The following is a 13775-nucleotide window of genomic DNA, read 5'->3' as shown; positions in this document are numbered from 1 at the left end:
TTCAATAAGAAGAAATTTGTAAACGATGTGCTTGCATAAAGTGTAAAGGATGTCCTTGCACAAAATGTAAACGATGTCCTTGCACAAAATGTAAACGATGTTATTCTTGACAACGTGCGAGCCCCTACAGAAAAGGGACTGTCGCACATGCAACAGCCCCTTTTCTCCCACTACAGTACGATGCCCCGCAGGAGCGGTACGATGGTGAACTGATATAATTTCAAAAAGCCGAAGACGCAGATGCCGATGGATGCGCCGACGATGGCCCCGTTGATACGGATCCAGGCCAGGTCTTCGCCGACTTTGCTTTCCAGGAACTGGTTGAACCGCTTCTTGTCGAAGCCCGACAGGACGTCGCGGACGGCGACGGCGATGAGCGAGTGTTCATGTTCCAGGATGACGTTGCAGGCCCGGCGTATCTGTTCATCGAGCCAGTCTTTGATTTCCGGATAGGACCGGCAGTATTCCAGGTAATGGATGAACTGTTCTTCCAATAAATCCTTCAGTTCTTCCTTGCCCTGGTCGCCTTTGGTGAAATAGTCCTTGGCCGAATTCTGGGTCGCCGTCAGCCACTGCTCGATGGGCAGGGAGTCGACGAACTGGTCCTGCCAGTTCTGGACGCCAAAGGCCAGCTGGCCGTTCATGGAATAGAGGAAGAGTTCCAGTTTGCGGCACAGCCATTCGCGCTGTTCCCCTTCGGCATGTTCCCACTGGTCGAGCCATTCGACGATGCCCATCTTGATATCCTTGGCAATCTTACGGGTATCGACAATGCCCAGGACTTTGGTCAGTGTGAGGCTGGACATGGACGAATGCTGCGATTCTTCACGCCACTGGAGGATGAGCTTTTCCAGGAGGCTGTCGAAGTCGTCGCTGTTGACCAGTTCCCGCACGAGGCCGATGGCATCGTTGAACATGTTGCTGTTCGGGTCTTCCAAAAGGGAAATGAGGCGGTCCTGGAAGAAACTGACCAGGGGCTGCTGTTTCAGGTACTTGCGGATGTGCGAGGCTATGGATGCCTGGGTCCCGCCCTTCTGAGCGTAGCGGTAAGCCCGCTGAGCCACTTCGTAGAGGACGCTGCGGAACTTTTCCCGGCCGTTCGGGCCGCGCAGCCAGCCGACGAGCTTATCGATGAAAGAAATCTGATAGAGCTTATCCTGCCACATATTGGGCTGGAGAAGCTTTTCCGAGATGATCTTGGTCATGCTGTCGATGATCTGGTCGCGATGGCGATAGAGCAGTTCCGTGTGATACGGAAAGCCCAACGGCTTTTCAAAGAGCGCCGTAACGGCGAACCAGTCGGCGATACTGCCGATGAGGGCCGATTGGATGACGAAGAACAGCAGTTCTTCCCAGACCGAGACGTCATGCGTATACCACCAGAGGAAAATGGCGATGAAGCAGACGAAAGACAGGCCTAAAATCATATTGGCACGCTGTCTGTATGTCATAAGATAGCCCCTCCCTTCACGGCGTACATGACCAGGTAAATGACGGCACCCAGGATGGCGCCGACGAGCGAACCGTTGACGCGGATCATCTGCAGGTCATACCAGACACTGTTTTCCAGCTGTTCTGCCAGGTAATTGCCGTCGTATTTCAGGATTTCCTGTTCTGCCGTCTTGCCGAACCATACCTGGAGGCGCTTCAATTCGCGGGCCGCAAAGGCCAGGGCCTGGCGGTTCATGTGTTCCACCTGGTCTGGGCTCTGGCGCCACGATTCCAGTTTATTGATGACGTAATTAGCTGCGACCTTGCAGACCCGCTTCTGCCGTTCCGGGTCCTGGACGTAGCGCTGCCAGGCTTCTTTCGTGTCCGGCCGCGTGACCAGGCTGTTGTACATGCGGTTCTTATAGCTGTCGATGCGCTGGCGCCATTCGTCGTTGAATTCGATCTTTTCCGTCTGTTTCCACAAATAGCGCAGGGCCTGCTGGCGCTGTAGGGAATTGTCTTCCTTGGCTTCGGCCAGGAGGTCCAGGCACTTCGTCTGCAAGAGGCCGGCTACGTGGTCCGGCTGGAAGACTTCCATCTTCAAGGCCGCCTTGATGGCCCAGCCGAGGAAGATATTGTGCTTGGCGTACTGGCGCAGGGAGGCTTCGTAGATTTCGCCGACATAGCGCTTCATCGTTTCACTGCGCACGAGGTCTTCCAGGTTGAGGATCATGAAATCGAGGAAATCCTTCCCCGATTCACCGCGCAGGCCGATTTTGATGGCCTTGCTCATGATCGGTGCCAGGTCGACTTTCTCGATGACCTGGCCGCCGATGCCGGCAAAGGCCTTGACGACGGTCTTCATGTCGATGGTGTACAAGAAGGTATTGAGGATCTGACCGAAGACGCGTTCTGCCGACTGGAACCCCTTTTCCGTATGGAGATAATCCAGCGTCGCGCCCAGGATGGGATGATGTTTGAGGATGTTGTACATATTGGAAACGGTCAGGATTTCATATTCGATCATATGCCGGGCCATTTCGGCAATGCGTTCCTTGCTGTTCGGAATGAGGGCCGTCTTAAAGGAGATGCCCAAAGGCCGGCGGAACAGGGCCGTTACGGCATACCAGTCTGCCAGGCCGCCGATGAGGGCCGCCCCGGCCAGATGGGTCAGCAGTCCGCCGACAAAAAAGTCTTGGAAGGGGTATGCCAGAAGCAGGAGGACTGCCGCCGTAATCAGGATATAATTGGCAATCTGGCTGCGTCTGCCCCCGTGTGTATTACTTGCCATGATACCTCCTTACTGCCCGCCGATGATGACGTCGTCGCCATCATGCTGGGGAATCCACAAGGGTACGTCCGGATAAGCCTGTTTAAAAGCTGCCGACGGCGTCCAGGGCGTGCCGAAATAATGCATGGGGATGAGGCATTTCGTGACCGAAACGTCTTTCAGGAAACCCGTGACGCCCCATTCGCGGGCGCCTTCCAGGCGGGCGTCGACAGGGAAAAAGACAATGTCGAAAGTCTGTCCGGCAAGGTGTTTCATTTCCCGGTCGAAGTTGCTCTTGGCTTCGGCATTATTTTCATCCGTATCGCCGAGCCAGTGCCACCAGTTCAAGTCGCCGGCATGGAAAATCTTCAAGCCGTCCGTTTCCACCAGGAACGACCCGCCTTCATCAGTCGACCCATACTGGGTCACCGTCGTATCTCCCAGGGGCAGCGTTTCATACAACTTCATGGCATGGAACCGGTCTGCCGGAATGTCCTTGAGGCGCACATCTTCATTGACGATGTACTGGGCACCGCCGAACTGGCCGATGCTGCGGTTGAAATGGTCTTCGTGCCAATGGCTGACAAAGAACCACAACGGCTTCCTGCCGACCTGGCTGTAAGCCTTGACCGTCCCCGATGGATCCTTGTAGTAATCAAAGACCAGCACCTTGGAATCGGTCTCGACGGCAAAGCCGCTGTGATTCAAAAAGGTAATCTGTACACTCATATAGTAACCCCCTTATCGGTTGTTTAATGGCTATTGCATACTTTTTATTATACCATATATGCGTCGCCCGTGTACATGCCGGGGAGGGTTGTGGCTAGGGGCTGGTGGCTCGTAGTTCGTGGCTCGTGCGAATTTCTCCAATTTTTAGTTGTAGGGGCTCGCACGTGCCTTTTCAGCCCGTCAGGCCATGACTACAAGGAATGGCAGGACGGTTGCTGAAACGGACCACTGTAGAGGGCGAGCCCGCTTGAGGATATATGTGATTCCCCCAGCCAGTTTGCTAGGGAACTCATCCAAAGTTCTAACGGGTCGCCCACGTGGCGACCCCTACAAAGTAAAAAGGCTTGCCGCACATGCGACAAGCCTTTTTTACTTTCCCTCTGCGATCAGCCCTGATGGAATTCTACGCCCATAGCGCCTTTCGGATGTTTCCAGCTCTTTACGCCTTTGCCGCCGGAAATGACGCGGCACGTACCACATTCGAGGCAGCCTTCATGACTGAAGACCAGTTTGCCGTCATCATAGTGATACAGGTTAGCCGGACATGCCATGACTAAGCGTTTGATTTCTGCTTCGTCATGATAATCTTCGTTGATCTGGATATGAGATTCGTGTTCATCGGTCACGAACTTATCGAAACCCAGTTTATCGTCTACACTCATCTTTGCCATCTTACATCGCCTCCCAAGCTTTCTTACCTAAATCGAAGAGATTAGCCAAGCCGCCGTTGTTTGCCAAAACTGTCAGAGCAATCATGGGCAGAGCGACCGGTGCGCCGCCGTCTACTTTGTAGACCATGCCGGCAAATTCGTCGGCCATCTTCGGGAAATCGTTGAAGATAATGTGATCTTCCAAGAGGCCCGGCAGGTTCTGATACTGTTTCATGAGCTTCATGATGAAGCTTTCTTCTAACAAGGTCTTGTAAACCGAGAGGCTTTCAGCCGAGAAGTCGTTGCGGTTCTTCGCTTTGATGACGGTTTCGCCAGCCAGACGGCCCGATTCGATAGCCAGGTCCATGCCGCGGACGGTGTAACCTAGGTTAACGACCATAGCTGCTGCATCGCCAGCGACGAGGACGCCGTCACGGACGAGTTCCGGCATCATCTTGAGGCCGCCTTCGGTAACGAGGTGAGCCGAATATTCTTTCAGTTTCCCGCCTTTGAGGAAGGGAGCGATTGCCGGATGAGCTTTCATGCGTTCAACCATGTCCGGTACGCTGACATCGACGCGGCCGATATCGCTGATGGTCGTAACGATGCCCAGGGACAGGCTGTCTTTGTTGGTGTAAATGAAGCCGCCGCCGAGGTTGCCGCCCGTCGGGTCGCCAGCCATCATCCAGGCTGCGCCGTCATTGCCGGTCAGGCCGAAACGTTCGTTGATGACGTCTTCACCGAGTTCGATGACTTCTTTGACGCCGACTGCAACGTCTTTCTGTTCCAGTTCTTTCTTCATGCCGATCTGCTGTGCCAGCAGGGAGTTGACGCCATCAGCCAGGATGACGACATCAGCATCGAATTCTTCGCCGCCCGTCATGACACCGATGACTTTGCCGTCTTCGACGACCAGTTCATCGACGAGGAAGCCTTCTGTCAGCATGACGCCGGCTTCTTCGGCTTTATCGGCCAACCATTTATCGAATTTAGAACGCAGTACCGAGTAGGACGGATATTTGAGGTTTTCCAGTTTATCCGAACCATACTGGAAGCTCAGTGCGCCGCCTTCTGTCATGAGCGACAGGCGTTCCTGCGTAATCTTACGTTCAATCGGAGCTTCTGCTGCGAAATTCGGAATCAGTTTTTCCAAGCTGTGTCCATAGAGACGGCCGCCGCTGGAGTTCTTGGAACCGCAGAATTTACCGCGCTCCACCATCATAACATCCAAACCAGCTCTGGCCATTGTCAAGGCTGCAGCAGAACCAGCTAAACCGCCGCCAACCACGATGGCATCAAATTTTTCTTCACTACTCATGTTCTTACCCTCCTTAACCATACGGTTTGCTATCTTAATTTCCGTTCGTATCTATCGTAACGTAATGTAAGTCCTTTTCATAATCCTTCATTCGACCGCAGGCTTCTTCCCCTTGTGGAGCACGCAGGCCCCAAATAAGCGGCTTTTCATCTGCCTGTCAATCAATCCGGCTTGTCCAAACAAGTCCAGGAGCTCCTTCTTCCTGAGAAAATCCTGCGTCGACTGCCACAGCCAGGTGTATTCCTGCCGATGGCGGAAGCCGCCGCCCAGGAAGGGCATGACATACCGGAAGTACACCGAATAAAAGGGCCGGATGACCAGAGAATCGGGGACAAAGGAGTCGAGACAATATACCCAGCCGCCGGGAACGACGACGCGGGTCATTTCCTGCAGGACGCGCAGGTAGTCCGAGGTGTTGCGAAGCCCGAAGGAGATACAGGCTGCCGAAAAGGTATTATCCTCAAAAGGCAGGTTCATGGCATCACCTTCCTGCCAGGTAACGTTAGCAAGCGGCGCGCCTTTTTTGCGGGCTACGTCGAGCATCGCCGGCGAAAAATCGAGGCCAGTGACCTTGAGATCCGGCCGGTGCGCTGCCAGGGAAATAGCGATGTCCCCAGTGCCACTGCACACATCCAGGACACGGCTGCCCTTGGCTGCCTGCTCACAGACAGCTTCGATGAGGCAGTCTTTCCAACGGCTTTCCATGCCGAGACTGATGCGCCCGTTGGCGCGGTCATAAGTCTGGGAAATCTGCTGGAATACATGATATACCTTCTCCCGTTTTGAGAGTTCAGCCAAAAGTACCACCTCCGAAGAGGACCATCGCGAGTGCTAACAGATAGGCACCGTTGCCAAAGAGATTGGCGGCGATGATACCTTTCATCTGTTTCACCCGCCCCTGCGGTTCCAGAGGCGACTGAAGCAGATTGACAAAGGTATGTCGGGCAAACACGATAAAGAAAGCCGGGCTGATGAGGCCCCACCAACCGATATACCATACGGGCAGGAGGCAGATGAGTGCCATCCAGATCCATACGGCAGCCCGGTACAGGCGGACGGCCTGAGTCCTTCCCAAAAGTGCCGGTAAGGTCCGGCGCTTGGCCTGCCTGTCCTTTTCAATATCACTCGTATTATTGGTCATCATGATGAGACCGATACTGATGATGAAGGGCAGCGCTGCAGGCAAAACGGAAAAATCGAAGGTACTGCTGACGGCGGCGACGATTCCCATGGGGATGAGGCCGCCCATGACAAAGCCCGAAACGAACTCGCCAATCGGCAGATAGGATATCGGCAGGATACCACCGGAATAGGTCCATACGGCGATGGCTCCGATGACGCCGATGATCAGCGGCGCCGGTCCGGCTGTGACCAGTGCCGGCAAGGCCAGGAGACCGGCTGCAACTAAGTAGCCAAGTCCCAAAGCCAATGCCTGTCCAGGCTTGATGTTTTCATAAACCAGGACGGCGTCGCTCACCTCGACGTTGTCGTCGGCAGTGTCCGTGCCTTTTACAAAATCAAAATAATCATTCAGCGTATTGACGGCGGACTGCATGAAGACGCAGGCCCAAAAGAGGGTGATGGCCAGCGTCCCCGTAAGGGGGTAGCCCTTCAGGAGGCAATACAGTTCACCGAATACGGCGGGATATACAGAAGCCAGCCAGGTGTGCGGTGCAGCCAGGCGAACGGCCAGCTTAGGTGTTAAGCAATGTTGCTGTTCCATTCACACGGCCCCCAGCTTACGTACGATCTTGCCGAGCTGCAGGGAAATATCACTTGACGGCAGGGCTTCGAGGATGTCCTCAGCCCGTTTCTGGTAGGTGTGGATCTGGTTCCACGCGCCTTCCAGGCCGCCCAGGGCTGCGACGATTTCTTCCATGCGGCAGATATCCGCATGAGTCAGCGTCCCTTCGGCGCTCCTTTCCATATAGGGGTAGAGGAGCCGGCGGCCGCCGGGCTGTTCCCGTGCCAGGAGGACCGGCAGGGTATAGATCCCTTCGCGGAAATCCTGGTGGGCTTTCTTACCAATCATCGAACTATCGGGTACGAAGTCGAGGAGGTCGTCGCGCATCTGGAACATATAGCCCAGACATTCGCCGAAGGACTCGAGCATCCGCGATACCCGTTCGTCACAACCGCTTTCCATGGCACCGATGCGGCAGCAGGCGCGGAACAAGGCGACGGTCTTGCCGTGGATGTTCTGCAGATATTGGTCAATAGTGACGTCCTCTTTATAGCGGCACATGGCCTGGCCGATTTCGCCGGCACACATTTCCTCTACAGCCTGGGCGATGACCATACCTGCCCGGTTCAATCCCTCGCGCATCAAATAGAAGGTGATGCGGCTCATCAGGAAATCGCCGGCATAGACGGCTGCGTTCTTCCCGTACTTGCTCTGCACCGACGGCTTGCCGCGCCGGACCGGTGCATCGTCGACAATATCGTCATGGATCAGTGAGGCCAGATGGGTCATTTCCACTACGGCCGCCAGTTTATACAACCGCTCCCGCACATCGTCGCGGTCTGTTCCGAACGAGCCGGCCATCAGTACCAGGCGGGGACGGATCATCTTCCCCTGCGAAGAGGCTGCATCGTCGAGGACAGCGCCAGTGGCTGTACCTTCAAAGGGATGCTGCGTATATAGTTTTATATACTCTTTCACTCTGCGGACCTGGTCATCGCTGATACCGGCAAACAATTTGGGCATAAACTTCCGGGCGCTGGTTTCTAAGAGTGTCTGTTTTATCATCATGCTCTATTTACCTTTCCGGCCAACGTTATTGCCTATTTTTTTTCGCGTTTTTCAACGACGATCTGTGCTGTGTGTTTAACCTGAATGTTGTTCAAGCCGCGAGCATCGAGGCCGCCACGGATCTGGAGCAAGCAGCCCGGGCAGTCGACAGCGACGACATCTGCGCCAGAAGCGACGATGTTGTTGATCTTTTCTTCGAGGATCGGAGCCGACATTTCAGGGAATTTAACGGAGTAAGAACCACCGAAGCCGCAGCATTTATCGCAATCGTGCATTTCGATGAGTTCGACGCCCTTGGTAGCTTTCAAGAGTTCACGCTGTTCCTTGGTGACGCCGAGGTAACGGTTCAAGTGGCAGGAGTCGTGATAGGTGACCTTCATCGGTACGCCATCGCCGGTATCCGGCAAGCCGCCGAGCATGGAAACGAGTTTGCAGAAGTCGAAGGTCTTGCTGCGGAGTGCTTCCGCTTTCTTGAGCATTTCCGGATCGTCCTTGAAGAAGTCGACATAATCGCGGAGGGCATGCGTACAAGTCGGGCAAGCCGATACGATGTAATCGTATTTTTCAGCTTCCATAGCGTTCAAGTTCATTTCAGCAGCTTTCTTGGCGTTTTCAACATCGCCCATATAGGTAGCCGGAGCACCGCAGCAAGCCTGGCCAAGCGGCATTTCTACGATATAGCCAGCCATGTTGAGGGCTTTGACGACGTCCGTTGCGATGTCGACATAGACGAAGTCGAGGAGACAGCCCGTGAAGATAGCGATCTTGCCCTTCGGATTGGGAACATCCTGTTTGATTGTCGGCAGGATATCGCGGAACGGCTGCGGAGCAACGCTCGGCAGACTGCGGCCTGCTGTCAGACCGGACAAGAACATCGGCAGATGACGGATCATCGGCTGACCTTTGGTAATCATGCCCTGAGCAACGGAAGCGATGCGCAGCATAGAGTGGAAGAGGTGACGGTCAGCAACCGTATCGAGACAGAATTTATGGACCGGATTGAGGCCATCTTCCTGAGCGAATTTCGTACGTAATTTCAGGATCATGCCGGCAATATCGAGTTTGCCGCCGCAGACTGTGTTACACGTACCGCACTGGAGACAGATGTTTTGGATATCTTTACCGCGTTCACGGCTGTTGAGGAAGCTCGTGAGCAGCGTGCCGATACCGCCGGTATAAATGGAGCCGCCATATACGTGGCCGCCGACGAGGCGGAAGGCCGGACATACATTCAGGCAGGCAGCGCAGCGGATGCAGCAGAAGATATCTTTGTAATCTTCACTGGCCATGATCTTACGGCGTTCCGGCGTATCGAGGATGATCATGTGGAAGTTCTTGTCTTCCTTCGTATCGTTTTCCGGATCCGTAACGACTTTCGTAGCGCCCGTGTAGAAGGAAAGGTATGCCGTGATGTTCTGGGCTGTACCGTTACGAGGCAGTACTTTGAAGATGTAGCGGATATCACTCATCTTAGCGACGAATTTTTCAATACCAAAGATATATAAGTGCGTTTTCGGAAGGGTTGCGACCATACGGCCGTTGCCTTCATTCGTCATGGTAATGACTGTCCCCGTTTCAGCGACAGCGACGTTGGCACCGGAAACCCCCATTTCAGCGCTGAGGAATTTCGGACGCATGACGCGGCGGGACGTCTTGACTTCTTTCGTGATGACCGGTTCTTCCGGCTGTTTCGTATACGATTCAAAGAGGTCGGCAACGTCTTCTTTAGAATAATGAATAGCCGGCATAACCATGTGGGACGGCGTATCACCAGCGATGGAGTTGATGAATTCGCCCAAGTCCGTTTCCTGAGCCGTAATGCCTGCTTTTTCATAGTTCTGGTTGAAGTGCATTTCTTCCGATGCCATGGATTTCGACTTAACGCAAAGTTTGACGTTGTTGTCTTTTGCCAGTTTCAAAGCATAGTCCATAGCTTCTTCCGGAGAATGAGCGACGAATACGTGAGCCCCGTTGGCTTCCGCATTCTTGATGAATTCGGCCATGACTTCGTCCAGATGGTCACGAGCATAGGATTTTACTTCATGGACTTTCTCACGAAGCGCTTCAAAGTCATATCCTTTGTAAACTCTTGCACGGTTGCCAGGATAAGCTGTCGTAAAGTTCTTCAACGCCTTCTGCAGCGGCGCATTATCCATGGCGCGCTCGATTTCTTGCTTCAGTAATTCGTTAGACATGTGCTGTTCCCTCCCTTACGCATCTTCTACGACGATGACCGAATACTGACGCGGGCCATGAACCCCTACAGTACCGACACATTCGATATCAGCTGTCCGGCTCGGGCCGGTGATGATACCGGCGAATTTCGGGAACGGTTTCGTTTCGGCCATGATGTCGATCATGTCATCGAAAGTATCGACGATCTTAGAAAGTTTGACGATGCCGACATAGACGTCCGATACCGTTTCAACGATACGACAGTCGATGTCGTCCTTCATCTGGACAATGGAGCCCAAGTTGGCGATGCCGTAATCGGCTTCGGTAACGCCGCCTTTGTCGTCCGGGGCATTCTTGCGGAAGTGATCCGTATCCACTTTGATGCCTGCGGCTTTCAATGCGTCTACAGCGCCGATTTCTTTCAGGAGCGGCGTTTCAACGAGGGCAACTTCATGTGTGTCCTTGTCCTGGAAAATTTTGGTGAGAGTTGCAGCAACGTCTGCTTTTTTGGCGATGTAACTTTCGCCGTTGACGCTGGTCAACCCTTTCTGGAATGTTTCATACAATTCTGTCTTTTCCATTTTCACACCTCTTTACTTATAAATCACAACTACAACGAATACTATGAAGTAAAGTATTTAACATAAGTATACCATTTCATGCGCAAAGTGCAATAAGTATAGAAAAATGGGTAATACAAAACGAGAAACCTTGAATGGTCATCTATGCGTTTTTGTTATTAGCTCATTCATTACTAATATGGTGTTCTTTTAACACTCCATGCTTTTTATCAATAAGCCTTTCAGAAAAATGGCTTATTTACGCTATATACTTCGTTTAACCACGCTAAAGGATATGTTTTTGTAATGATATTTTTAGATTTTTTAAATTACTTTATCTCATATTAAGCTCATTTTGCTTTACAGTATACGATTGATTGTAGAGAATACAATTCATATCTACTAAACATGGATATTGTATGCAGACAAATTTAATCAAAAATAATGAGTCTTTATGAAAACATCGTTCATCGCAGGCCGTTCGTCGTAGGTCGAAAAAAACAAAAGCCCTGGTTACGACGAACGATGAACGAAAAACGGCAAATCCCTTATATGGATATATAAAGAACGTGATTCTATCGGCCTTTTTGAATAAGACACCAATTTTGTCATCTTTTTACAATTTTTCTATTGACAAACGTCCTGTGAAGGGGTATCATGTGTTCAACACGAAAACAAAAATGCAATGACCAAAACAAGTACACACAGGATAACGGCACAGAGAGTAAGGGCCACCGGCTGAAAGCCCCTATCGAAGTTGAATGTGATGGAATGCCTTTGGGAGCAGGATGATTGAACGTGAGTAGGTCATCCCGGTTGCCGCCGTTACGGGTATTGAGTGGCAGTCGAAAGACTGCAATCAGAGTGGAACCACGGACCACCGTCTCTGTATGACGGCAGGTCTTTTTTTATTTACTTTTTTACGACACAGGAGGGCGCTACGCCATGTTCAAATCACTTCGCAACGACATTCGCGTCATCAAGGACCGCGATCCAGCCGCCAAGAACACGCTGGAAGTCTTGCTCTGCTATTCCGGCCTTCATGCCATCTGGGCCCATCGCCTGGCCCACTTCTTCTATAAGCATCAGTGGTTCGTCACGGCCCGCCTCATTTCCACGATTTCCCGCTTCTTCACGGGCATCGAGATCCATCCCGGCGCCCAAATCGGCGAAGGCCTGTTCATCGACCATGGCATGGGCATCGTCATCGGAGAAACGACGGTCATCGGCAACAACGTGTCCCTCTATCAGGGTGTCACCCTCGGCGGGACGGGTAAGGAAAAGGGCAAACGCCATCCGACCATCGGCGACTACGTCGTCGTCGCCTGCGGCGCCAAGGTCCTCGGGTCCTTCACCGTCGGCGAAAGCTCAAAAATCGGCGCCGGTTCCGTCGTCCTCAAAGAAGTGCCGCCGTACTCGACAGTCGTCGGCATCCCGGGCCGCGTCGTCGTCCAGAAAGGCAAGCGCCTCAAGGCCAGCCACAGCGAACGCGACGTCGACCTCAACCACAACCGCCTGCCCGACCCCATCGAAGATCAGATCATCGCCCTGCAGCATCAGGTAGCCCTCTTGCAGCACCGCGTCGAAATGATGGACCACCAGCAAGATGAACGCTGCGTTGGCAAAATGCGGCCATTGAAATAATAAACTTCGTTGTCACCCTGTATGGAAATGAAAAATCCCTCTACAGGTGTACATAAAATCTATACCCATTTGGTATACCTTACTATATTTTCAATATATTTTGCATTCATCGGGGGATGAATCATAGGAAAAGGAGAGATTCTCATGAGCAAAATCTACACATCCATGTTACAGTTGATCGGCAACACACCATTATTGAAACCGGAACGTTACAACAACGCCGCTGGCGTAGCTGCTAACCTTTTGGTCAAACTCGACGCTTTCAACCCGGCCGGCTCCGCCAAAGACCGCATCGCCAAAGCCATGATCGAAGACGCTGAAAAGAAAGGCATCCTCAAAAAAGGCTCGGTCATCATCGAACCGACCAGTGGCAATACGGGTATCGGCCTGGCTGCCGTAGCTGCTGCCAAAGGCTACCGCGCCATCTTCACCATGCCGGAAACCATGTCTATCGAACGCCGCAACCTCATTTCCGCTTATGGCGCTGAAATCGTCCTCACACCGGGCAAGACCGGCATGAAAGGCGCTGTCGACAAAGCCAACGAATTGGCCAAAGAAATCCCCGATTCCTTCATCCCCGGCCAGTTCACCAACCCGGTCAATCCGGAAATCCATCGCCTGACGACGGGCCCGGAAATCTATGAAGATACAGACGGCGCTGTCGACATCTTCTTAGCTGGTGTCGGCACAGGCGGCACGCTCTCCGGCGTCGGCCAGTACCTCAAAGAAAAGAAACCGTCCGTCCAGATCATCGCTATCGAACCGAAAGATTCGCCGCTCCTCTCCGAAGGCCATGCAGGCCCGCACAAACTCCAGGGCATCGGCGCAAACTTCGTTCCGGAAACATTGGATACCAAGATCTACGACGAAGTCTTCACGGTTACGACAGAACAGGCTTATGAAACGGCTCAGAAATTCACCGAATCCGAAGGCCTCCTCATCGGTATCTCCGGCGGTGCAGCTCTCTATGCCGCTTCGGAAGTCGCAAAACGTCCGGAAAACGCCGGCAAGACCATCGTAGCCTTCCTGCCGGATAACGGCGACCGTTACCTCACGACGCCGGGCTTCATCCAGCAGAAAACGAAATAAATAGACCATCCTCCAACCAATACATGAGAAAAGAGGCTGTCGCACATGCGACAGCCTCTTTTAAGTGGTTAGTGGCTAGTGGTTAGTGGTTAGCTGCGTAGGGGCCGTCCCAGAGCCTTTCCAGCCCATCGGGTGCCGACCAACGGAAGGCGCAAGA

Annotated in this window: 12 protein-coding genes and 1 other annotated feature; of the genes, 2 read left to right on the top strand and 10 right to left on the bottom strand. The window is 52.9% G+C overall.

What is annotated here, in order from left to right:
* Positions 1 to 170: 170 nt before the first annotated feature.
* The 10 genes from WMO23_RS09260 to WMO23_RS09215 all read right to left on the bottom strand — a co-directional run bounded on the left by WMO23_RS09260 (position 171) and on the right by WMO23_RS09215 (position 10906).
* Entirely contained in the window at positions 171 to 1451 is a 1281-nt protein-coding gene (locus tag WMO23_RS09260) for a DUF445 domain-containing protein (protein WP_292108280.1), read from the bottom strand.
* Positions 1448 to 2722, bottom strand: coding sequence for a DUF445 domain-containing protein (locus WMO23_RS09255; RefSeq protein ID WP_302681321.1), 1275 nt, complete (start codon positions 2720 to 2722; stop codon positions 1448 to 1450). Before WMO23_RS09255 ends, WMO23_RS09260 begins: the two co-directional genes overlap by 4 nt.
* A 9-nt stretch (positions 2723 to 2731) precedes the next feature.
* Positions 2732 to 3430 (bottom strand): MBL fold metallo-hydrolase, encoded by a 699-nt coding sequence (locus WMO23_RS09250; protein ID WP_020311421.1) that lies wholly within the window; start codon positions 3428 to 3430, stop codon positions 2732 to 2734.
* A 386-nt stretch (positions 3431 to 3816) separates the two neighbouring features.
* Positions 3817 to 4101, bottom strand: a complete 285-nt coding sequence (locus WMO23_RS09245) for a ferredoxin family protein (RefSeq protein WP_020311420.1) — start codon at positions 4099 to 4101, stop codon at positions 3817 to 3819.
* A gap of 1 nt (position 4102) precedes the next feature.
* A complete protein-coding gene (locus WMO23_RS09240; RefSeq protein WP_349173840.1) occupies positions 4103 to 5398 on the bottom strand; it encodes an FAD-dependent oxidoreductase in 1296 nt (431 codons plus the stop codon).
* Between the two features lie 87 nt (positions 5399 to 5485).
* Entirely contained in the window at positions 5486 to 6205 is a 720-nt protein-coding gene (locus tag WMO23_RS09235; RefSeq protein WP_226888102.1) for a ubiquinone/menaquinone biosynthesis methyltransferase, read from the bottom strand.
* Positions 6189 to 7121, bottom strand: coding sequence for a prenyltransferase (locus WMO23_RS09230; RefSeq protein WP_020311417.1), 933 nt, complete (start codon positions 7119 to 7121; stop codon positions 6189 to 6191). The genes WMO23_RS09235 and WMO23_RS09230 overlap by 17 nt, the downstream gene beginning before the upstream one ends.
* Complete coding sequence (locus WMO23_RS09225) at positions 7122 to 8150, bottom strand: polyprenyl synthetase family protein (RefSeq protein WP_296820926.1); 1029 nt, start codon at positions 8148 to 8150, stop codon at positions 7122 to 7124.
* Positions 8151 to 8182: 32 nt separating this feature from the next.
* Positions 8183 to 10345: an L-lactate dehydrogenase (quinone) large subunit LdhH gene (gene ldhH, locus WMO23_RS09220; protein WP_020311415.1), complete on the bottom strand. Its 2163-nt coding sequence runs from the start codon at positions 10343 to 10345 to the stop codon at positions 8183 to 8185.
* Between the two features lie 15 nt (positions 10346 to 10360).
* Complete coding sequence (locus tag WMO23_RS09215; RefSeq protein WP_020311414.1) at positions 10361 to 10906, bottom strand: LutC/YkgG family protein; 546 nt, start codon at positions 10904 to 10906, stop codon at positions 10361 to 10363.
* Between the two features lie 655 nt (positions 10907 to 11561).
* Positions 11562 to 11776, top strand: a binding site (T-box leader).
* A gap of 54 nt (positions 11777 to 11830) precedes the next feature.
* On the opposite strand from WMO23_RS09215, the gene cysE reads away from it, so the two are divergent.
* Entirely contained in the window at positions 11831 to 12529 is a 699-nt protein-coding gene (cysE, locus tag WMO23_RS09210; RefSeq protein WP_020311413.1) for a serine O-acetyltransferase, read from the top strand.
* A gap of 144 nt (positions 12530 to 12673) precedes the next feature.
* The gene (cysK, locus tag WMO23_RS09205; protein ID WP_020311412.1) at positions 12674 to 13618 is read left to right on the top strand and encodes a cysteine synthase A; all 945 of its coding nucleotides are present in this window, start codon (positions 12674 to 12676) and stop codon (positions 13616 to 13618) included.
* Positions 13619 to 13775: the final 157 nt, after the last annotated feature.

Origin of the sequence: Megasphaera intestinihominis, from assembly GCF_040096415.1 — a bacterium.
GTDB classification, from domain to species: domain Bacteria; phylum Bacillota; class Negativicutes; order Veillonellales; family Megasphaeraceae; genus Megasphaera; species Megasphaera intestinihominis.
This window is presented reverse-complemented; position numbering and strand designations above follow the sequence as displayed.